Source organism: Nocardiopsis sp. NPDC055824 (assembly GCF_053616335.1).
Window position 1 is genome coordinate 32,981 of record NZ_JBSHDN010000010.1, and the last position, 19,515, is coordinate 52,495.

General features: G+C 72.3%; 19 protein-coding genes. 11 read left to right on the top strand and 8 right to left on the bottom strand.

Annotation, left to right across the window (positions count from 1 at the left end; genetic code table 11):
* Positions 1-335 precede the first annotated feature (335 nt).
* From ACWGL3_RS04665 to ACWGL3_RS04695, 7 genes are all read left to right on the top strand, one after another.
* Positions 336-1,706 carry a hypothetical protein gene (locus ACWGL3_RS04665; protein ID WP_452460899.1) on the top strand — a complete coding sequence of 457 codons (1,371 nt, stop codon included), beginning with the start codon at positions 336-338 and terminating at the stop codon, positions 1,704-1,706.
* Between the two features lie 22 nt (positions 1,707-1,728).
* Positions 1,729-3,327, top strand: a complete 1,599-nt coding sequence (locus tag ACWGL3_RS04670; protein WP_452460900.1) for a hypothetical protein — start codon at positions 1,729-1,731, stop codon at positions 3,325-3,327.
* A gap of 83 nt (positions 3,328-3,410) precedes the next feature.
* Positions 3,411-3,905 (top strand): DUF4913 domain-containing protein, encoded by a 495-nt coding sequence (locus ACWGL3_RS04675; RefSeq protein WP_267947696.1) that lies wholly within the window; start codon positions 3,411-3,413, stop codon positions 3,903-3,905.
* A 191-nt stretch (positions 3,906-4,096) separates the two neighbouring features.
* Positions 4,097-4,582, top strand: coding sequence for a hypothetical protein (locus ACWGL3_RS04680; protein WP_452460901.1), 486 nt, complete (start codon positions 4,097-4,099; stop codon positions 4,580-4,582).
* On the top strand, positions 4,579-4,983 hold the full coding sequence (locus ACWGL3_RS04685) for a hypothetical protein (RefSeq protein WP_267947698.1): 405 nt from the start codon (positions 4,579-4,581) through the stop codon (positions 4,981-4,983). The genes ACWGL3_RS04680 and ACWGL3_RS04685 overlap by 4 nt, the downstream gene beginning before the upstream one ends.
* Positions 4,971-5,762, top strand: coding sequence for a hypothetical protein (locus ACWGL3_RS04690; RefSeq protein WP_267947699.1), 792 nt, complete (start codon positions 4,971-4,973; stop codon positions 5,760-5,762). The genes ACWGL3_RS04685 and ACWGL3_RS04690 overlap by 13 nt, the downstream gene beginning before the upstream one ends.
* Complete coding sequence (locus tag ACWGL3_RS04695; RefSeq protein ID WP_267947700.1) at positions 5,740-6,252, top strand: hypothetical protein; 513 nt, start codon at positions 5,740-5,742, stop codon at positions 6,250-6,252. Before ACWGL3_RS04690 ends, ACWGL3_RS04695 begins: the two co-directional genes overlap by 23 nt.
* A gap of 161 nt (positions 6,253-6,413) precedes the next feature.
* Here ACWGL3_RS04695 and ACWGL3_RS04700 read toward each other — a convergent pair whose 3' ends face one another.
* The 4 genes from ACWGL3_RS04700 to ACWGL3_RS04715 are packed head-to-tail and all read right to left on the bottom strand — an operon-like array spanning position 6,414 to position 8,848.
* Entirely contained in the window at positions 6,414-6,848 is a 435-nt protein-coding gene (locus ACWGL3_RS04700) for a hypothetical protein (RefSeq protein WP_267947701.1), read from the bottom strand.
* Positions 6,849-6,872: 24 nt separating this feature from the next.
* Entirely contained in the window at positions 6,873-7,784 is a 912-nt protein-coding gene (locus tag ACWGL3_RS04705; protein ID WP_267947702.1) for a hypothetical protein, read from the bottom strand.
* Positions 7,785-7,798: 14 nt separating this feature from the next.
* Positions 7,799-8,218, bottom strand: coding sequence for a hypothetical protein (locus tag ACWGL3_RS04710; RefSeq protein WP_267947703.1), 420 nt, complete (start codon positions 8,216-8,218; stop codon positions 7,799-7,801).
* Positions 8,219-8,269: 51 nt separating this feature from the next.
* Positions 8,270-8,848 (bottom strand): hypothetical protein, encoded by a 579-nt coding sequence (locus ACWGL3_RS04715; protein ID WP_267947704.1) that lies wholly within the window; start codon positions 8,846-8,848, stop codon positions 8,270-8,272.
* Between the two features lie 582 nt (positions 8,849-9,430).
* On the opposite strand from ACWGL3_RS04715, the gene ACWGL3_RS04720 reads away from it, so the two are divergent.
* Positions 9,431-9,604: a hypothetical protein gene (locus tag ACWGL3_RS04720; protein ID WP_267947705.1), complete on the top strand. Its 174-nt coding sequence runs from the start codon at positions 9,431-9,433 to the stop codon at positions 9,602-9,604.
* A 147-nt stretch (positions 9,605-9,751) separates the two neighbouring features.
* Here ACWGL3_RS04720 and ACWGL3_RS04725 read toward each other — a convergent pair whose 3' ends face one another.
* Both ACWGL3_RS04725 and ACWGL3_RS04730 read right to left on the bottom strand, forming a co-directional pair.
* Positions 9,752-12,091: a protein kinase domain-containing protein gene (locus ACWGL3_RS04725; RefSeq protein WP_452460902.1), complete on the bottom strand. Its 2,340-nt coding sequence runs from the start codon at positions 12,089-12,091 to the stop codon at positions 9,752-9,754.
* A 261-nt stretch (positions 12,092-12,352) separates the two neighbouring features.
* A complete protein-coding gene (locus ACWGL3_RS04730; RefSeq protein ID WP_452460907.1) occupies positions 12,353-12,493 on the bottom strand; it encodes a hypothetical protein in 141 nt (46 codons plus the stop codon).
* Between ACWGL3_RS04730 and ACWGL3_RS04735 the strand changes: the two genes are divergently transcribed.
* Positions 12,470-13,210 (top strand): protein kinase domain-containing protein, encoded by a 741-nt coding sequence (locus ACWGL3_RS04735; protein ID WP_452460906.1) that lies wholly within the window; start codon positions 12,470-12,472, stop codon positions 13,208-13,210. The genes ACWGL3_RS04730 and ACWGL3_RS04735 overlap by 24 nt on opposite strands.
* A 54-nt stretch (positions 13,211-13,264) precedes the next feature.
* Here ACWGL3_RS04735 and ACWGL3_RS04740 read toward each other — a convergent pair whose 3' ends face one another.
* Entirely contained in the window at positions 13,265-14,053 is a 789-nt protein-coding gene (locus ACWGL3_RS04740) for a DUF4184 family protein (RefSeq protein WP_267947708.1), read from the bottom strand.
* 136 nt (positions 14,054-14,189) lie between these two features.
* A complete protein-coding gene (locus tag ACWGL3_RS04745) occupies positions 14,190-15,020 on the bottom strand; it encodes a transporter substrate-binding domain-containing protein (protein WP_267947709.1) in 831 nt (276 codons plus the stop codon).
* A gap of 308 nt (positions 15,021-15,328) precedes the next feature.
* Here ACWGL3_RS04745 and ACWGL3_RS04750 point away from each other — a divergent pair, with 308 nt between their 5' ends.
* Both ACWGL3_RS04750 and scpA read left to right on the top strand, forming a co-directional pair.
* Positions 15,329-17,254 (top strand): methylmalonyl-CoA mutase subunit beta, encoded by a 1,926-nt coding sequence (locus ACWGL3_RS04750; protein WP_267947710.1) that lies wholly within the window; start codon positions 15,329-15,331, stop codon positions 17,252-17,254.
* Positions 17,251-19,476: a methylmalonyl-CoA mutase gene (scpA, locus tag ACWGL3_RS04755; RefSeq protein WP_267947711.1), complete on the top strand. Its 2,226-nt coding sequence runs from the start codon at positions 17,251-17,253 to the stop codon at positions 19,474-19,476. The genes ACWGL3_RS04750 and scpA overlap by 4 nt, the downstream gene beginning before the upstream one ends.
* Positions 19,477-19,515 lie beyond the last annotated feature (39 nt).

Consider the following 19,515-nt stretch of genomic DNA (forward strand, 5'->3'; position numbering starts at 1 on the left):
GCCTGGCGCAAGTACGAAGCTCGGATGAGCGCCCTGAAGAGCCGTGTGCACCTGGATCCCGGCCAGAGAACGGGGGACCCCTTCGTGCCCCGTGCGGTGGACGTGCCGGGAGCGCGCGCGGTGACCGGTCCCGTGCCGGACCCCCGCCCCGCGTTGCACGACCGGCCCGGGAGGGCGCCCGGGGCCGCCACCGGCAAAACCACCGTCCAGCCCGCGGCACGACGGCGGGGTCCGGCGGGACGGCGCGGGAGGGGAACGGGTGCCTGAGCACACGCCCTCCGCCGCGCGCACCGGAACCTTCGACCCAGCAGCACCGACCGGCAAGGAGCGGGACCATGGCCTCCCCGACAGCCACCGCTGAACCGCCCCCTCCCCAGGTGGGGAACGAGCCCGCCGCCAAGCAGCCCACGACCCACGACCGGAACAAGGCCTTCGCGGCCCCGGACGCGCCCCAGAGCGCCGGCGGGGCCGGAGACGTGGCGTCGGAGACCGGGGCCGCGCTCTCCTCCATCACCAGGTTCAACGCATGGGTGCTGGACTACCTCGTGCGGATTGCCCAGGCCCTCTTCCGGGCCGTCACAGGCCTGGCCATGATGCTCGTCGTCCGCCCGCTCGCACGGCTCGCCTTCCGCTTCGTCCGCTGGCGCATCCGCAACGGGCTCATCCCCACCCGGATGCGGACCAGGTCCCGTCTCCGGCAGGCCAAGAAGGCCCAGGCCAGGGCGGACGAACGTCTCAGGCAGGTCGTCCACCGAGCCGACGCGCACGTGGCCCGAGCACGGGCCCGAGGCGAGGGCATGGTGCGATCCGCGAAGCAGACGGGGACCCTCATGGTGCATCAGGCGATGACCCGGGCCAAGGAGGACGTGGCGGCGGCGCAGGAGAGGCGGAACGCTCGGATCACGAACGCCCGGCAGCGCACCGAACGTCTGAAGGCGCAGGTCCGGCGAACCGGCTCCGCGAACATCCGCAGGGCGGAGTCTCAGCGCGACAAGCTGGTCGCGGACGCCGCCGGCAAGGGTTCCGTCGCTGTCAGGGACGCGAGTGCCCAGGGTGAGGCGCTCGTGCAGAAGGCCAAGGATCGGAACTCCCAGAAGGTGGAACGGGCGAGGATCCTGGGCAGGAAGGCCGTCGCCGAGGCGATGAGCCGGGGGGACGCGGACGTGCGGGCGGCGGTGCAGGCCGGCGTCGTGCGGGTCCTCGCCGCATCGCGGCACAGCACCGTCCTGACGCACGCGGCCGAACAGCAACGGGACGGGCAGGTGCGAGCGGCCGTGGACCGCAGAGACCGCGCCGTCGACGCCGCGACAACGGCCCACGACGCGTACACCAACGGGATCGCCGACCGTGTGAAGGACCTCCAGAGCCTGGCCAAGGACCGGAAGGTGCCGAAGAAGGACGCGAAGGAGATCCTGCGTTGGGACGCCGCGAAGGCGTCCGGCCAGCGGAAGCAGTTCGAGAGGGAGATGAAGGCGGCGGACCCCGCGAGCCCGGATCTGCGGTCCTCCCGGATGAAACCGGCCCAGAGCACCCGCGTGGGGCGTCTCCCCTCCTCCTCCGGGCCGACGCAGAACACCAGGCCCTCTCTGCGCTCCCGCAGGATCGGGAACGTGGGCGCCAGGCGTGCCCGCCCGGCCACCGCCCCCGCGCCCCACCACGTCCAGAGCGGCCGCACGGCCGGCCGGAAGGGCACAGCGACCCCGTGACCCCACCCGACAGGAGGACCGTATGAGCCCCCAGCGGCCCAAGGGCCAGATCAGCGGAAAGAAGGCCGACGAGCTGCGCCGCAACCGCGCGCGGCTCACCGAACTCCTCACGCCCTCGGGCCCGGAGTCCGGCGGAGGCGGGGACAAGGACATCGCCGAGGCCCTGTTCCTCGCGGCGATCAGCTCCTCCGTCGGCCCCGGCGGGATCAGCAACGCGGGGGCGCTCGCCAGGGGCAGCGTGTTCCACTTCCTGCGCAAGCGCAGCAGCCAGAGCAGGGGTGAGCAGTTCTTCGCGGAGGAGCACGTCGGGTACCTGCCCGAGGTCGCGATGGGCGGCCTCGGCCTCCTCCGCCAGGCCGACGCCCGCCTGGTCGCGGACGTCCTGGGCGTCGACGTCCAGAGGGTCCGCGAGGTCCAGGCGAACACGCGCCCCCAGGACGTGGACGAGATGCTGCGCGCCGACTACCACTCCGGGCGGATCGAGCAGGCCGCGCGCGTCAGCATGCAGGACCAGGGGCCCGATCCCGACACGCCCCCGGAGCACCTGTGGCGGCGCGGGCTCGACGAGACCCTGGACCTGGACCGGATGAACCCCCGTGAGCTGGCGCTGCACCAGCTGAGCGCCGCCAACTCCAACGAGCCCGGGGCGAGGGAGGTCGAGAACAGGTTCCGCGAGAAGCTGGCCCAGGAGCATCCCCAGCTCGCGGACTCCGTGGATCGGCACGAGCAGGGCTCCCGAGCCGACGCCAACTCCGTCATGGCGGGAGCGTCACCGCAGGCCGACGGCCGTCCGCTGGAGTCGATGGAGCAGTACTGGGCGAAGGCCGTCCCCTGGTTCAAGGACAACCGTGCCGACCTGAACAAGCTCCGGGACGACGCAGAGTCGGTGTCCGTCGCCGTACTGAACGGCGCGCTGCCGGAGTCCGCCATGGGTGACATGTACGCCAACCTGGCCGCCAACAAGAACCTGCCCGGGGTGGGCGAGAACCTCAGGAAGAACCTGGAGGTGGCGCGGGCACGCGAGTCCGCGGGCGCGGTGAACACCTTCCCCCAGGGGGACGCTCTGCTCGACACCCTGGACCAGGCGCGCGGGTATCCGACGAACAGCCTTCCCGACCGGGCCGAGACCGTCGCCGCGGGCAACGCGGCCAAGGGGGGCCTGCGGGCGCACGACGCCGCGGAGCCACTGGGGCCGCACCTGGTCCTCGGAGACTCCCGCCTCCCCGTGACCAGCGCCCAGCTGGGACGGGCCCAGCGTGAGAACGGGAGTGCCGTCCTGCGCCCCGACGAGGCGCGTGCCCTCGGGGCCCAGAACGGGGAGGGCGAGGCCCGAGCCAGCGGTCGCGGGGCCGGGAGTCACGGGGCCCGCCACCCGGAGGCCCGGGTGGCCGAGCGGCGCGAGAGCCGGGACAAGCGCGACCGTGTCGCGCGAACCCGCGCGCAGGGCGTCCTCTACAGGCGGGGCGAGGCGGCCCGCGCCGCGGCCGGCGACTCACCGAGCCTTCCCACGAACCGGGCCCAGCAGAAACGCGCGGCGGGGAGGCTGACCGCCGTGCACGAGGGACAGCGCAGGCGCCACTCCGTCACCACCACGCACACCCGGACCACCACGGCCAGGTGACCGGCGGAGCGGCCCGCCCGCTCTCCTGACCCCGACGGCACTACGGCGCCGACACCACCACGAACGCGAAGAGGGCCCCGACGATGAGCACCGAACCCCACGACCACGCAGCGGACCTCCTGGAGGAGGAGTCCCGGGATGCCGCGCCTGTCGGCGGGGGCCTCACCAGCGAGGCCCCGAACGTCACCTCGGCCGTCGCCGGGGTGGACGACGGAGCGGAGGACGACGGCGAGCCCGCGCCGGAACCCGTGTTCAAGAACGTCGAGGAGTTCGTGCGGCTGCGCTTCCTGCCGGTCTACGTCCGCCCCGAGGGCGGACAGTTCCGCTGGTGCAAGGAGTGGTGGCGGCACGCCGAGGCGGTGTCGCGCTTCCAGGCGCTGTGGCACGCGTGGGAGGTCCTGCGGTGGGAGGCCGGCACCGGGATGGCGGTCTGGTACCGGGACCACCTCGACTTCCAGATGAGCATCATCCTCGGGGACAACGGGCCGTTCCGAGAGTGCACCTCGCGCCGCCACCAGGACCCGCGCCCCCTCCCCGCCGACCCGTCCCCCGAGGGCTGGTTCGAGGACGAGTGGTGACCGCCGCCCGAACACGGTGACGGAACGGGGGGACCCGCCCACACCTGCGGCGAGCCCCCTCCCTCCTGTCCGGGGGAGAGTTCACCCCGGCGTCACCGCCCGGACGTCCGCACAGGCCGGGCCCGTCCGGCCGCGCCGGTAGACAGGTCCTGTCCCGACGGACCGGCGGGGCGGGACCGGGAGGCGTGCTGGTGGACCCCTTGCAAGCGGCTTTGACGATCGGCAGCGCCTTCATCGGCGCGACCGGCCTGCTCATCGCCTCGGTAGCGCTCGGCGCCCGCTGGGAGGGGAGGGGCGAGGCGGATCAACAGCTCGCGGAGGCCAAGCGCTACGACCTAGCGGTTTCCCAGGACCCCCGTGTGGTCGAGGCGACGGCCCTCCAGGCGGCTCTGGACGCCTACCGCTCCGCGGACATCCCCGTGAGCAAGGAGCTCGACGCGGCCGCGCAGGGGGTCAGCCGTTCCGAGAACGAGGCCGCCACCCGTGAGAAGAGGGTCCAGGCGCACTACGAGAAACTGGGCGATGCCGAGCGGGCCGTCGGGCGGCTCGTGCTGCTCGACCGGCCCGGGGGTGTGCGCGGGGCCCTGCGGAGCGTGCGCCGCGGAGCGGCGAGGCCGTTCCGGGGTGGGCAGCGCCTCGCTCCCCCGAAGACGGCGGGCCGGGGGGCGGGCGTGTGACCGCCGCCGCGGTACTCGCCGTCGCGGCCGCGCTCCTGGCCGCCGCGCGCCTGTTCCTGAACGGACGGCACCCGGATCGCGGCGTGCACTCGCCGGGAGGGACTGCCGAGGAGGCGCTGACGGCCGATGCCGGGCGTTCGCTGGAACGTGCGGCGGAGTTCGGTGCGTTCGAAGGGCACCTCTGGGCCTGGCGCGACTTATTGTCCGACACCGCAGCGGCGTTGTCGGGCGCGGACACGGAGCCACCGGGGGGCGGTACGGCCGAGGCCGAGGATGACCGTCGGCGTGAACCCGACTCCGCCGAGCAACGGCTCCGGAGCGCGCTCTCCCCCCTCGCGGAGAGCCGGGAGGCCGGGACGGCAGGTGTGGATTCCGGGGGGAGCGGCCCGTGGAGTGGCTGATCGCGGCGGGGACGGTCCTCGGGTCCGTCCTCACGACCGCTGCCGTCGTGTTCCGCAGGAGCCTGGAGAAGGCACGTCGGGGCGGACAGGCAAGAGTCGCGCACGTCGAGGCGGAGGCGGAGCGTATCCGGGCCGCCGCCAACCGGAGGCTGCGCGAGGCCGAGACCCTGCTGCCCCGGCTTCGTGTCGAGGTCGAGAGCGCTCGGAGGGCGGGGACGCTGCACCGGACCGCGGACGACCTCCGGGCGCGGCAGTCGGCGGCGGAGGAGAGGGCCCGGCGCGCGGCGCAGTCCTTCAACACCGCCTTGGACCGGGAGGGAGAACTCCTCCGCGCCCTCCGGGAGACCGGTCTGCTCCGCGACACCGCCGCGGGCCCGGTGGTGGACGCCTCCCGCTCTCCCGCCGCGGCGCGGGCGGAGGCCGCGGTCGTGGGGCGTCACCTCCAGGAACTGGAGTGGTACCGGGTCAACGGGCACGAGGACGGGATCAGCGGCCCCCTGCGTGCCCCGGCGTTCACGGAGGAACGGGCCACGGCTCTCCGGGAGGGCCTGGACCGTGCCGGACGCGTCGACGAGACGTGGATCCGCGAGCGCACCCGGGGAGCGGTGTCCGGTCGGAACTTGCTCACCGACAGCCCGAGGAGCATGGCCGAGGCGGTGCGGGGGCGCAAGGGCCTGCAGCGCCGCACCGGCGCGGCAGGGGACCGTGGGGCCGACGCCCGGCGGGAAGCGGTGCGACGAGAGGAAGGGAACGGTCATGGGCTCGCTGGAAGCGGGTGACGGGGTCGTCCTGATGGTCGCTGTCGCCGTGGTGGCGGTGTGCGCGTGGGTCGGCGGGGAGTCGGTCCGACGGTTGCTGGGCCACCGGTTCGACCGCTCGGCGGCTCTGCTCGGCACGGAGGAGCAGGAGGAGGTTCTCGCACTCCGGCGGGGAGTGCTGGAGCGCCGGTACTCCCTGGTGGAAGCTGCCTGGGGCGGCGTACGCGGTGGTGCCCGTCCGGGAGCGCCCGTCCCGGGCGGCGCACGGACGGCAGCGGACGGCGACCTCCCCGACCCTGTGGCGGTCGTCGCGGCCCTGGACCGCGACCTCGCGCACCTGGACGCAGAGGAGGCGCGGCGGGTCGAGATGGTGAGTGCCGCGTTCACCGGCCGTCGGGAGCGCTCGGACCGGGCGCGGGCCTCGGCGCTGCGGCTGGATGTCGCGTGCGCGGGAGCCGCCGTGCTCCTTGCGGGGGTGGCCGTGGGCGGGGCCGTCGCGGTGCTGCTCTGACGGTCCGGTGCCGACTTCCTCCGCCGCTCCGGGCGAGAGGGCTGCGGGGTGTGAGGTCCTGTTGGGGCAGATTCTGGACCAGGGGCTCCGGCTGCGGCCTCTGCCCCCGACCCGGCCCTGATCGAGCACCGCGAGGCGGGGCCCGGTCGCAGCCTGGCCGGTCAGAGGATCGTGGAGATACCGAGGATCGGGCTGACGACCATCAGTACCGCCCCGATGACGAGGAACAAGACGTCCGCCACCAGCACGAACGGCCTCACACGTTCCCGAAGGGGCAGAGTGGCCAGGACGGTGTCGGCGGCCCGTTCCGCCTCCGCGAGGCTGTCGGAGAGTTCCGCCTCGATCCGATTCACCCTTTCCTCGGCCGTCGGCCGTTCTGGAGCCGCGGTGGCGTCGTTCCGGCCCGTCCCAGGAGCGTTCCACTCGTCCAGCAGGGCGTCCATCCGACGGAGACCGACCAACGCGACGCGAGTGCGCTCGCGATCCTCTGAGAGGCGGGCCACGATATAAGGGGCGTCCAGTCTGTACTCCACGACTCTGCGGAACGAGGTGGTGAAGACGAACGCACCGGCGAGGAAGCAGAGAATGAGAACCATGGTGGTCCGTTCCTGTCTGGGACTTCAGGTCTGGCCGTTGGTCGGCCTGGTCTTGGCAGGGGAAGCCGGTCGACCCCGGGCGGGCCTCTCCGATTCCTGAGCCGATCGGGATTGCACGGCCTCGGAGACCCCTATGGCGGGAGCCAGATAAGAGGGAACGGATGACGGGAGTGCTTGCTGAGGATCGACCGCAAGGGCCGTAATTTTGCCCTCCTTCTTGGTCGCTTCGGGGGTATTTTGGTTCGGGGCCAGCTGGAAAGGAAGCGTGATGCCGTGCTTCTCGGCGATATCTTCCAATTGTTTTGGTCGATCTGTCAGTGCTTTTTTCAGCATGGCTGAGACGAAGGTGTTCATATCGTTTACTGTGGCGATGAATATCGCGAGGATTGGTTTATTTGCGCCGACCAGGTCTGCGTTCGGCCCCTCGCTGTGCTGCTTGATGACGATTCCGGCCTCGGCAAGTTTCCTGAGTTCATTGTCGGCCGGGAGGGTGCTTTCTCCGGAATTGCTCAGACGTGTTTTTTCGGCGATCCACCTACTGGCGGCCGCTCGCTGCTCCTCCGTGGAGTCCAAGCTCGTGTTTATGATGAAATTTGTGGAGATGATCCCGGCTTTCTCGTAGCGTTGGATCTCGGGATCCAAAGTGCTTTGTGTTCGCTTGATTTCATTTGCATGCAATTTCCCTTTTTGGCTTGAGAGGAACTGGTCGGCGATGTTTTTCTTGTTGGTGGAGGCCAGTACGTGAGGCTCATTCTTGAGTTCCGCTATGTCAGTCCGGAGCGTGGCCGCCCTCAGGGGGCTCATCTTGGCCGTGAGGAGATTATCTCTTTCCTTGACCTCTGCCCTCCTGCGGGCGTTTATCACTTGGACTGAAATAGCCCAAATGAGTAGGGAAATCGCCACGGTCAGGAGGGTGGTGACCAGGATCAAAACCATGGGTTGCATCCTTACTACAATCCGAGGGCGGCGGAAACGGTGATGGCGAGAATGAGAAATGGCCAGACTGCGGTTTCTCTGTATTCCCTCTTCGCGGGGGGCGTCATGGTCGCGAAATCAGCTATTGCAGCCTTGGATTCAACTGTTTTCGACTTCTTGGACCTCTCGGCCTCCGATGGTCCGTGTCGAATGGATTCAGATTCTCCTTCAGGATTGTGTGAGCGCTCGGGCCGAGTGGTTGCTTCCCTCTCTCGGAGGAGGGACCTGCAACGCAGGAGGGCCTGGAGAACTTCGTCGGAATCAGGTTCCTTCTCAAGACGATCTCGACTTGGCAGATAGATTCCGAATCGCATGGCGAAGAAGTGGATGGCGCCCTGAATTGCCAGGGTTGAAATCGCGACAGCAGGGATAATTATTTCCGCACCGAAGTCCATGAGGTCTTTTCTTGTAGAAGTGTGGGTGCCCTTCTCGTGCCTTGGGGGAGATCAGGGCCTTCTTCCTCCTCTTTGGAGGGGGTATCTTCTATTTCCCCGAGTCACTCTCGTTGTATTCGGATTTCGGGGGGCCCTTGTTGCGGGTGGAGTCGTGGTTTCCTTATTCCCGCCAATGGGTTCCCACCCCAAGCCCTTTGAGATCTTGTCTATGTCGCCGAGGGCTTTGGTGTATCTTTTGGAAGTGGTTTCGATGAGTGATTCTTCAATCTTGGCATTATCGGCGTGGAGCTTAATTTCTGCAGCCTCTCCCCGAAGTGGTTTGAGGCCGTTCTCCAGTTCGGCCTTCTCGATATCGAGTTTATGCAGCTTGCTCTTGGGGACGATGCCGATATCTTTTATTTTTGTTTTTGTTCCGGGCCAGAACCTATCGGCATCCTTTGGTTTCAGAACGTCTTGCAGGGCGCGGTCGGTGAGAGTGGTCGCCGTGTCGATCATCGAGGTAATGGCGAACCTGAGAGTGAGTGCGGTTCCTCCAAAAACGGTATGCGACCAGACGATGAGCTGTAAAGCGATGGGAAGTGCCCCGAGAAACCATCCGCCCCCCACGTGGGTCCTCGCATTCTTGGTCAAATAAATGTTGTGCCTGTGGTTGTCGGGGACCAGATTAGGCCCCCGCCGCAGAGAAGGACAGAAGGCGAATGTAACTTTTTTATAACTCCAAGGGGCTGGGTGGGATCGAATCACCTTCCTGGTCTCTGTGTTCTGGTATTGGGTGGCGCCGGGGGGCGAACTTGGGTGGAGCATGGAGGCATGGCGTGTTGTCATGGGTCGCGCACGCGCAGTGGCAGCCGTTGTTGCGAAAGTGTTCCGCTCGGCCACTGGCAGCGATGTGCGCGAGTCGTGTTCGCTATGGCGTGTCGGAAATCCCAGCTTTGCTTCGATGGCATGGGGCAGAGAGGGCCGCGCCGTCCTTCACGCGAAGGGGTGCGGTCAATAGTGCATGAAGGTGAATCAATGCACCAAAGTATTCGTCTTCCGTTGTCCTTCTGGCGGTGCGAGGAGAAGACGCATCAGCGTCGGGCCCCCTTCGGCCCAGCCGCGTCGGCGTACCGCCGAGATGTCGGTGCCCCTCGGCATCCCTCCTCACCCTCACCCGGAGGTCCACGTGGTCACCTTCCTCGGACCGCACGTCCCCACAAGCTCCACGCGGCCGTGCCGGACGGTGTCCTGCACTACGTGCTCGCGGAGACGGCGGACGCGTTGGGTGCCGGGTACGCGAGGCGCGCCCGGCGAGCCGGACCGGCGGAGCGGGAGGCCGCGTGGGAGCACGTCGACCGCGAGGCCTCCGCCGTGCCCCGTGTCACCGAGGCGGTGGCCGCAGCGTAGTGCCCCCGACGCCGCCCGATCCCGCCTGGAGAAGAAGCGTCGCCGAAGACAGCAGACCCCCGCCCCGCAGGCCGAACGTGAGAAGCGCCCGCGCGGACGGCTCGTGCGCGGGCCGTCGGTCCCCACCCCGAAGGGCCCGGGGAGGGGTCAGCCGCCCGCCGCGCCCCGGTCGGTGCAGACCTCCTCCGAGGGGGCCATGACGTCCGTGGACCGGACGGCGACGACCCGGAAGCAGTACTCGACCTCGGGGTTGAGGCCGCTGACATCGACGGTGGAGGCCCCGGCCGGGACGTTCGCCATCGACGTGGTGCGGGCCCCGACAGGACCGCCGACCACGAAGTGCGGGGCGGAGCCGCCGGTGTTGTCCGTCCAGGACAGCGAGACGCCCACGAGGTCGTCGGCGACCCCCACCCCCGTCGGGGCGATGGCCGACGGGTCCGCCTCCTCCGCGGGCCCGTCCCCTCCCGCGGCGCCCCCGGGAACCTCCGGAGCGGCCCCTCCGCCCCCGGCCGGAGCAGGCGTCTCCGCGGAGGGGGCGCCGGAGTCCCGGCCGGTGATCAGGAGCGCGCCGACGGCCACGACCGTGACCAGGACGAGGCCGATCAGGACGGGGAGGAGCACCGCCGTGCGGTGGCGCTCCGGCTGAGAGGGCGGGGCCCACGCCGCGGCGTTCGCGGGCGCGTGCCGCTCGTCGGTCCAGGCGGAGCCGGCGTCGGCGGTCCGGGGAGCGCTCGGGGCGCTCCACGTCCGCTCCGGGGGCGCGGACCGGTTGGTCAGCGGCTCCGCCCCGCGTGTGATGGCCTCGAAGGAGAAGGGAGAGGGGGCGGTCCTCTCCGCCGACGGCGGACGGCTGCCCGGGTGCGGGTCCCCGCTGGCCTCCCCGACGCGTCCGGGGCCGAGGACCGGGGTGGGAGCGGAAAGGGCGGACGAGTCGAGGGGGACGGACGCCGGGCCCCCGGTCCCCGCGTCCGAGGACGGCTCGTCGCGGTCGGGAACCGGTGGCGAGGAGGTTTGGGACGGGGGCCCGGTCGTGGAGGACGCGACCGGTTCCGGGGGGACGGTCGGGGCCGCCTCGTGCGTCCCGGAACCGTCCGGGAGCCCGCCGCCCGGGTCGGCCGCCGCAACCGGCTCGCCGGTCTCCCCCGATCCGGCCGCCGGGGCCGGGGCCGCCCCGTGCGTCCCGGAGGGGCTGTCCGCCGCGAGGGGTGCGTCCGCCTCGGGTCCGCTGTCCGCCGACGACGGTTCCCCGGCGCCGTCCGGGGCCTCGCCGTCCCCGTGTTCGCCCAGGACGTCGTCGACCTCGTACCAGGCGCCGTCCTCGTCATCGTCGTCGTACCAGGCGCCGTCGGTGTACCCGTCGTCGTCCGGGCCGTGGCCGGTGTCCTCGTCGGGTTCGACGGTCTCCTCGGTGAAGACCTCCGACCCGTTCGCCGTCCCTTCCGCACCGGACTCCGGTTCGGTCGTCCCGGTCGCGGTCTCCGGTTCGACCTCTTCCGCCCCGGCGTCGTCCGAGGCCGGGTCCGCGCTCGCCCCGGTGCCCGCCTCTGCGGGAAGCGCTGCCGCCGCGAGGGGGACGGACTCGACCGCCGACGCCTCGGGCCCGTCGTCCGCGGACCCCGCAGCGGCGGCGGCCCGGTCCAGGTCCGCGTCGGGGATGCCCTGCTCGGTCGGCCCCGGCTCCAGAGCCTCTCCGAAGTCGGCGGCTGTCGGCGTCCGCTGCCCGGGATCGGTCGCCAGCGCCCGGAGGAGGGCGGCGCGCAGCCGGTCCGGGACGTCCTCGCGGTCCATCTCAGGCGGCGTGCCCGACAGCAGCCGGGAGCGGTACTCCCGCGGGCCGGCCTCCTCCTGCCCCGGACCGGCGAACGGGGCGTGCCCGGCCAGGAGGGTCCAGAGGGTCGAGGCCAGCCGGTACACGTCCGACGCGGGGGTGGGGCGGGAACCGGCGACCTCCTCGGGAGGGGCGTGGTCCAGGGTCGCCCGCGTGTAGTACACGGGCGGGAACGGGTGGTCCAGGGGCAGGGTCGAGCCGAAGTCCGTCAGGGTCGGCCCGGACGCCCCGCGGAGGATGTTGGCCGGGGTCACCGCGTGGTGGAGCAGGCCGAGCTCGTGCATGCCCTCCAGAGCCCGCGCCACGGTCCGGCCGACGGTGAGGACCTCGTCCACCGCGAGCGGCCCGTCCTCGGCCAGGGCGCGGGCGTAGTCGCCCTCACCGCGGTACTCCGTCACGGCGAACGCACGGCCCGCCCCGGTGACTCCCGAGGACAGGAGCGGCTGGACACCGGGCACGGGGGTGAGCCGGTCCCAGAGCCCGGCCTCGTCGGGCCCGGCCGTGCCGGGACCCCGCCCCAGCAGCTTGACCACCACCGGGGCACGGTCGGACTCGCGTTCGGCGCGGTAGAGGAGTGCGCTCCTGCCGCAGTACAGCGTCGTCAGGTCGCGCATGCCCGGGAACGGCGGCGGTGGTTCGCGGCGGCTGGTCCTACTCATGGCGTCCCTCCTGGTGGAGCCCGTGACCTCCGGTCTCCGCCCCGGCGTCATGGGGACCTGGGGAGGGGGCACGGCGGAACACCACCGGCCCGTCCGACGGGAGCAGGGAGAGGGGGCGGGACGGGGCGAGGACGCGCCCTGTGAGCCCCGGTGGTGCGTGGGTGAGCCTAGTGCATGGCCTGTTCACCCGGAAGCGAGCGTACGCGGGCCTGGGCGGGGCGTTTCCCCGCCGGGCCCGCGCCGTTCAGGCCCGACGGGCGTTTATGCGCTCTTGCCCTTCTTGCGGGACAGCCTGCCGGACTTCTGGCTCCTGCTCGCACTCGCCCCGCTGCTGCCCAGGTCGCCCTGGCCGTCGGCATCGCCGAGGCGCTCGCGCAGATCCACGCCTCCGGGGTGGTGCACCGCGACCTCAAGCCCGCCAACATCATCCTGTCCCCCGAGGGCCCGAGGGTCCTGGACTTCGGCATCGCCCGGGCACTGGACCAGACGGCGCTCACCCGCACCGGTTCGCTGCTGGGGTCGGCGGGCTGGATCAGCCCGGCCCACTACCGGGGCGAGCCGATCAGCACCGCGGACGACATCTTCGCCTGGGGCGCCCTGGTGGCCTACGCGGCGACCGGCCGTCCCCCGTTCGGCGGCGGCGACCCGGCGGCCGTCGCGCACCGGGTGCTGAGCGGGGAACCCGACATGGAGGGCTTCTCCGGGCCGCTCGCGGACCTGGCCCGGCAGGCCCTGTCCAAGGACGCCGGGCGCAGGCCCGGAGCCCTGGCCCTCGTGACCGGGGTGATGGCGGCGGCGAACCTGGGCGGAACCCCGGTCACCCGGCCGCAGGGGGCGGGTGACGCCGTGGCCACCACGCTCCACGCGGGCTGGCACGGTGTGCACATGCCGCAGGAGCGCGAGGTCACGGTTTCCCGCAGGACCTCCCGGGGACGGCGTTCCGGGGCGTGGTCCGTGCTCGCCGTCGCCGCGGCCCTGTTCCTGCTCGCGGGGGCGGCCGTCGGAGGCGCCGCCGTGGCGGGCAACCGGGACTCGCTGCCCGTCGCGGTCTGGTTCGACGGCGGTGCGGCGGAGGCGACCGGGAGCTGGGGCGTCCGCACCGGCACCAACTGCGGCTGACCCCGGCACGGCGGCTCCCCCGAACGGGCTTCCGCACGAGGGGCGGTTCCCGTGTCAGGGGCCTCCCGCCCGTGTCGCCGGGACGAACCGCCCCCACCACGCGGCCGTCCACGCGGTGAGACCGAGCGCGGTGCCCGTGACCGCGCCGACGAGCAGACAGCGCACCAGGTCGTAGCCGCTCACCGCCGCCCGCTCGGACAGGCCGTTCAGTGCGGCGCACGCCACCGCGCACACGGCGACGGCGGCGAGCGCGGCAGTGCGCACCCGCGGTGCGGGAAGGCCACGTGTGCGTTCCGTGCCGGGGCCGCACGCTCCGGGGGAGGCGTCCCCCTTCCCGACCCGACCGCGCCTCCGCCACGCCCACCACGCCAGGACCGCCAGGCCCAGGGCGGAACTCGCGTACATGAGCACGTTGTAGAGCAGGTGCGGACCCACGACCTGTGCGCTCAGCACCGGCCAGGCCCGGACGAGGGCGCCCCCGGTCTGGGTGAAGGAGTCCCAGGCCATGTGGGTGGCCGTGCCCACGGCGAGGGCGGCCGCGGCGAGGGCCGCCGCGTGTACCGGCCGCCCGGCTCCGGTCCCGCCGGGCCCCGGCGCGGGTCCCCGGCCCGCCAGGGCGTGCAGAGGGGGCCGGAGGGCATACGTGTACACCGCCAGCACGGCGCCGCCGAGCAGGACGTCCAGCCACAGCCCGGCGGGCGCGTGCGTGGTCGTCGCGGCAAGGGGCAGCGGCAGGTAGTAGGGCAGGTCGGGCACGACCGAACCGACCACCAGCGCGGCCGGGGGGAGCCGGGTGCGGGCCAGGGGCAGCACGGCCGCGACGTGGCTGAGGGTGAAGGGCACGGGGGTAGGCTACCGGGCTCCCGCACAGGGTCCGGGGCGGGACGACCGGGCCTCCGGAGGGGCGGCCGAGGGCGTGGGACCCGGCGTTCCGGCGCCCCTGGGGCCGGGCGCGGGCGCGCTGCCCCGGCCGCCGGGGTCAGAGCTCCACGTCCTCGCCGAACCACGGTTCGACGATCCCGTCCCAGGTGCCGTCGTTGAGGGCGATGTTCAGCCACTGGTCGACGTAGTGCTTCAGGACCTCGTCGCCGAGGGGCAGCATGAAGGCCTTCTCGAAGTAGTCGAAGGGCTCGTCCGGGTGGACCGCGCACAGTTCCTCGTGCTCGTTGGCCGCCCAGAGCGTCTCGGACGCGTCGGTGGTCATGACGTCGGCGTTGCCCGCGATGATCTCCTCGAAGACGGTGTTGTTGTCGTGGCGGATGAGCTCCCCCTCGGGGTAGTGCTCCTCGGCGAAGACCTCGTTGGTCCCCCCGCTGGGCATGATCGAGCGGACGCCCGGCTGGTTGATCTGCTCGATCGTCCGGTAGTCGTCGACGTTCTCGCACAGGGTGATGGGCGTCTTGCCGTCCTCCATGAGCGCCGCGGAGAAGTACACCTGCCGGGCGCGTTCTGTGCTGATCGAGATGCCGCCCGCGGCGATGTCGCAGGAGCTGAGGAAGTCGCCCATCAGGTCGTCCCAGCTGGTCCGGACCCACTCGACCTCCACGCCCATGTCGTCGGCGAGATCGCGTGCCATGTCGACGTCGATCCCGGTGAAATCGTCCGTCGCGGGGTCGAGGTAGGTGAAGGGCCGGTAGTCGCCGGTGGTGCACACGCGCAGCGTGCCGCTCTCCAGGATCTCGTCGAGCCGGCTACCGGAGACCTGTTCCCCGTCGGGGGCGTTCCCGGCGCCGCCGGTGTCGGCGGCGGAGCATCCCGTGGCGAGTGCGACGGCCGCGAGGGCGGTGAGGGTGGTGGCGCGGGTCTTCACTGGGTCTCCTCCGTGTTCCGTCCCGCGGACCGCGGGGGGCGGCCGCGCGGGACGCCGTGTGACGCGCGTCATGCTACCGACGGCGGTCTCCTCCCGGCCGCCCGCCCGCGGAGCCCGCGCCGGGCATTCGGCCCCCGAGGGGGCGCCGCCGTCGGCCCCGCGAACAGGGGTGCGTTCCGCCGCGGGGCCGGGCGCTTCCTCGCCCGCCAGCTGTGCGGGCGCGGGCACAGCACCCGGCCGCCGCGCGGACACGCCCGGCACGGGCCCCGGGGCCCCGCGACCGAACGCGGTTCTCTACCATCCGGTGTATGGACGTCCCTGAGAGCGGGGCCGCCGGAACCGGCGCCCCGAACCTGGCCGAAGGGTTTCCCGACGCCACCCCACAAAGGTGGCGGGAACTCGTCGCGGGGGTGCTGCGCAAGAGCGGTGTCCCCGAGGAGAAGCTCGCCGACGCACCCGAGTCGGCGCTGGCCACGCACACCTACGACGGGTTCGACATCGAGCCCCTCTACACCTCGGAGCCCCCGGCCGCGGACCCGGGCTTCCCGGGACTGCCCCCCTTCACCCGCGGCTACCGGCCCGGCGGCAGTGGGCCCGACGGCTGGGACATCCGCGCCCGCCACACCGACGCCGACCCGGCCGTCCTCCGCCGCCGGCTGCACGCCGACCTCATGAACGGTGTCGGCTCGCTGTGGATCGCCGTCGGCGGCGCGGGCCTGCCGCCCCCGGCGCTCGGGGAGGCCCTCGCCGACGTCCACCTCGACCTCGCGCCCGTCGTCCTGGAACCCGGCGCCGACCACGCCGACGCCGCGGCGGCGCTGCTCGGCGCGCACGCGGACGCGGGGGTGCCCGACGGCCGGATCGTCTCCCACCTCGGTATCGACCCCCTGACCGTGGCGGCGCGCGCGGGCGAGCGGCCCGACGTCATGGACCCGGCCCGCCTCGCCGCCGAACTCTCCCGGGAGCGTCCCGGCCTGGGCCTGTTCGTCGCGGACGGCACCCTCGTCCACAACGCGGGCGGCTCGGACGCGCAGGAGCTGGGGTTCGCGATCGCCGCGGGCACCGCCTACCTGCGGGCCCTGCACGCGGCCGGGCTGGACGTCGCCGAGGCGGCCTCCCGGATCGGCTTCCGCCTGGCTGCGAACGCCGACCAGTTCAGCGTCATCGCCAAGCTGAGGGCGGTCCGCGGCATGTGGAACCAGGTGCTCGCCGCCAGCGGGGTGCCCGCCGGCCGGCGCTCCATGAGCCTGCACGCCGCCACGTCCGCGGCGATGATGACCCGCCGCGACGCGCACGTGAACATGCTGCGCACCACCGTGGCGTGTTTCGCGGCCGGGGTCGGCGGCGCGGACGCGGTCACCGTCGCCCCGTTCGACTCGGCCGTGGGCCTGCCGGACGACTTCGCCCGCCGCATCGCCCGCAACACCCAGTCGCTCCTGATCGAGGAGTCGCACCTGGCGCGGGTGATCGACCCGGCCGGGGGCTCGTTCTACGTGGAGGCCCTGACCGGAGACCTGTACCGGACGGGCTGGGAGTTCTTCCAGGAGCTCGAGGCGGCGGGCGGCGCGGCCGAGGCCGTCGCGGACGGCTCGCTGCGCGAGCGCGTCGACCAGGTGTGGGAGCGCCGCCGCCGCGACCTCGCGCACCGGAGGGCGCCGCTGACAGGGGTCAGCGAGTACCCCGACCCGGCCGAGAAGCGCCTGGTCCGCGAGCCCGACCCGGCCGCGGTGGCCGGGACCTGGTTCCCGGTCCGCCGGTACGCCGCGGACTTCGAGGCGCTGCGGGACCGCGGCGATGCCCAGGAGGCGAGGACGGGGACGCGTCCGACGGCGTTCCTGGCCACGCTCGGGCCCGTCGCGGCGCACACGGCCCGCGCGTCGTTCACCGCGAACCTCCTCGCCGCGGGCGGCGTGGGGGTGCATGAACCCGGACCGCTGGCCGACGCCGACGCCGCCGCCGGGGCGTTCGCCGCCTCCGGGTGCAGGGTCGCGGTGATCTGCTCCTCGGACAGGGTGTACGGCGAGCAGGCCGAGGCGGTCGCGCGGGCGCTGAAGGGCGCCGGGGCCCGCAGGGTGCTGCTCGCGGGACCGCCGCGCGACGCCTACCGCGAGGCCGGGGTGGACGCCTTCGCCCACCGGGGCTGCGACGCGGTCGCCCTGCTCACGGACCTGGTCGACGTCCTGGCCACCGAGCCGCCCGTTCCACCCGCGAAAGCCCAGGGGGCGCACGCATGATCCCCGACTTCTCCGCCGTCGCCCCGGAACCGTCCGGCGCCGTCCCCACCGCTCCCGCCGCCTGGCGGGAGGCCGTCGAGTCCGCCACCGGCAAGGCCGCGGACGCCCTGGAGTGGGAGACCCCCGAGGGCATCGCCGTCAAACCCCTGTACACCTCCGCGGACCGCGCGGGCCTGGAGTTCGTGGACGGCCTCCCCGGCATCCCGCCGTACCTGCGCGGCCCGTATCCGACCATGTACGTCAACCAGCCCTGGACCATCCGCCAGTACGCCGGCTTCTCCACCGCCCAGGAGTCCAACGCCTTCTACCGGCGCAACCTCGCCGCCGGGCAGAAGGGGCTCTCCGTCGCCTTCGACCTGGCCACCCACCGCGGCTACGACTCCGACCACCCCCGGGTGGCGGGCGACGTCGGCATGGCGGGCGTGGCCATCGACTCCATCTACGACATGCGCCAGCTGTTCGACGGCATCCCGTTGGACCGGATGAGCGTGTCCATGACGATGAACGGGGCGGTGCTGCCCGTCCTGGCGCTGTACATCGTCGCCGCGGAGGAGCAGGGCGTCCCCCCGGAGAAGCTGTCCGGGACCATCCAGAACGACATCCTCAAGGAGTTCATGGTCCGCAACACCTACATCTACCCGCCGCAGCCCTCGATGCGGATCATCTCCGACATCTTCGCGTTCACGTCGCAGCGGATGCCGCGCTTCAACTCCATCTCCATCTCCGGCTACCACATGCAGGAGGCCGGGGCCACGGCCGACCTGGAACTGGCGTACACCCTCGCGGACGGCGTCGAGTACATCCGCGCCGGCCGGAGGTCCGGGCTGGACGTGGACGCCTTCGCCCCGCGCCTCTCGTTCTTCTGGGCGATCGGCATGAACTTCTTCATGGAGGTCGCCAAGCTCCGCGCCGCGCGCCTGCTGTGGGCGCGCCTGGTCAGGGACCTCGGCGCGACCGGGGACAAGTCGCTGAGCCTGCGCACCCACTCCCAGACCTCGGGCTGGTCGCTCACCGCCCAGGACGTGTTCAACAACGTGGCCCGCACGTGCGTGGAGGCGATGGCCGCCACCCAGGGGCACACCCAGTCGCTGCACACCAACGCCCTGGACGAGGCCCTGGCCCTGCCCACGGACTTCTCCGCGCGGATCGCCCGCAACACCCAGCTGCTGCTCCAGCAGGAGTCCGGCACCACGCGGGTCGTGGACCCGTGGGGCGGCAGCTACTACGTCGAACGCCTCACCCAGGAGCTGGCGGCGAAGGCGTGGGCGCACATCCGCGAGGTGGAGGGCGCGGGCGGCATGGCCGCCGCGATCGACGCCGGTCTGCCCAAGATGCGCATCGAGGAGGCCGCCGCACGCACCCAGGCGCGCATCGACTCGGGCCGCCAGCCCGTGATCGGCGTCAACAAGTACCGCCCCGACACGGCCGACGAGATCGACGTCCTCAAGGTCGACAACTCCAGCGTGCGCGCCCAGCAGCTGGACAAGCTGCGCCGCCTGCGCGAGGAGCGGGACGAGGACGGGGTGCGCCGCGCCCTGGCCGCCCTCACGGAGGCGGCGGGACGCGAGTCCAGGGCGGACGAGTCCCTGACGAACAACCTCCTGGCCGCGGCCGTGGACGCGGCACGCGCCAAGGCCACCGTCGGCGAGATCTCCGACGCCATGGAGAAGGTCTTCGACCGCCACTCGGGGCAGATCCGTACGATTCAGGGTGTGTACAGGAACGAGGCCGCCGGCAGCGCGGACGCGGCCGGGCTCATGGAGCGCGTGAGCCGGAGGGTGGACGAGTTCACGGAGGCGGAGGGCCGCCGCCCCCGGATCCTGGTCGCCAAGATGGGGCAGGACGGCCACGACCGCGGCCAGAAGGTCATCGCGACCGCGTTCGCCGACCTGGGCTTCGACGTGGACGTCGGTCCGCTGTTCCAGACCCCGGCCGAGGTCGCCGCCCAGGCCGCGGAGGCCGACGTGCACGTGGTCGGCGTGTCCTCGCTGGCGGCGGGGCACCTGACCCTGGTGCCGGCCCTGCGCGAGGAGCTGGCCGCCCTGGAGCGGGAGGACATCATGGTCGTGGTCGGCGGGGTCGTCCCCCCGCAGGACTTCTCGGCCCTGCGCGAGGCGGGCGCGGCGGCGATCTTCCCCCCGGGGACGGTCATCGCGGAGGCCGCCGTCGACCTGCTCGACCAGTTGGAGGAGCGGCTGGGGGGCCACGGGGAGGAGCTGTAGCGGGCCGTCGGCAGCGCGGGCGGCACGGCGACGGGGGCC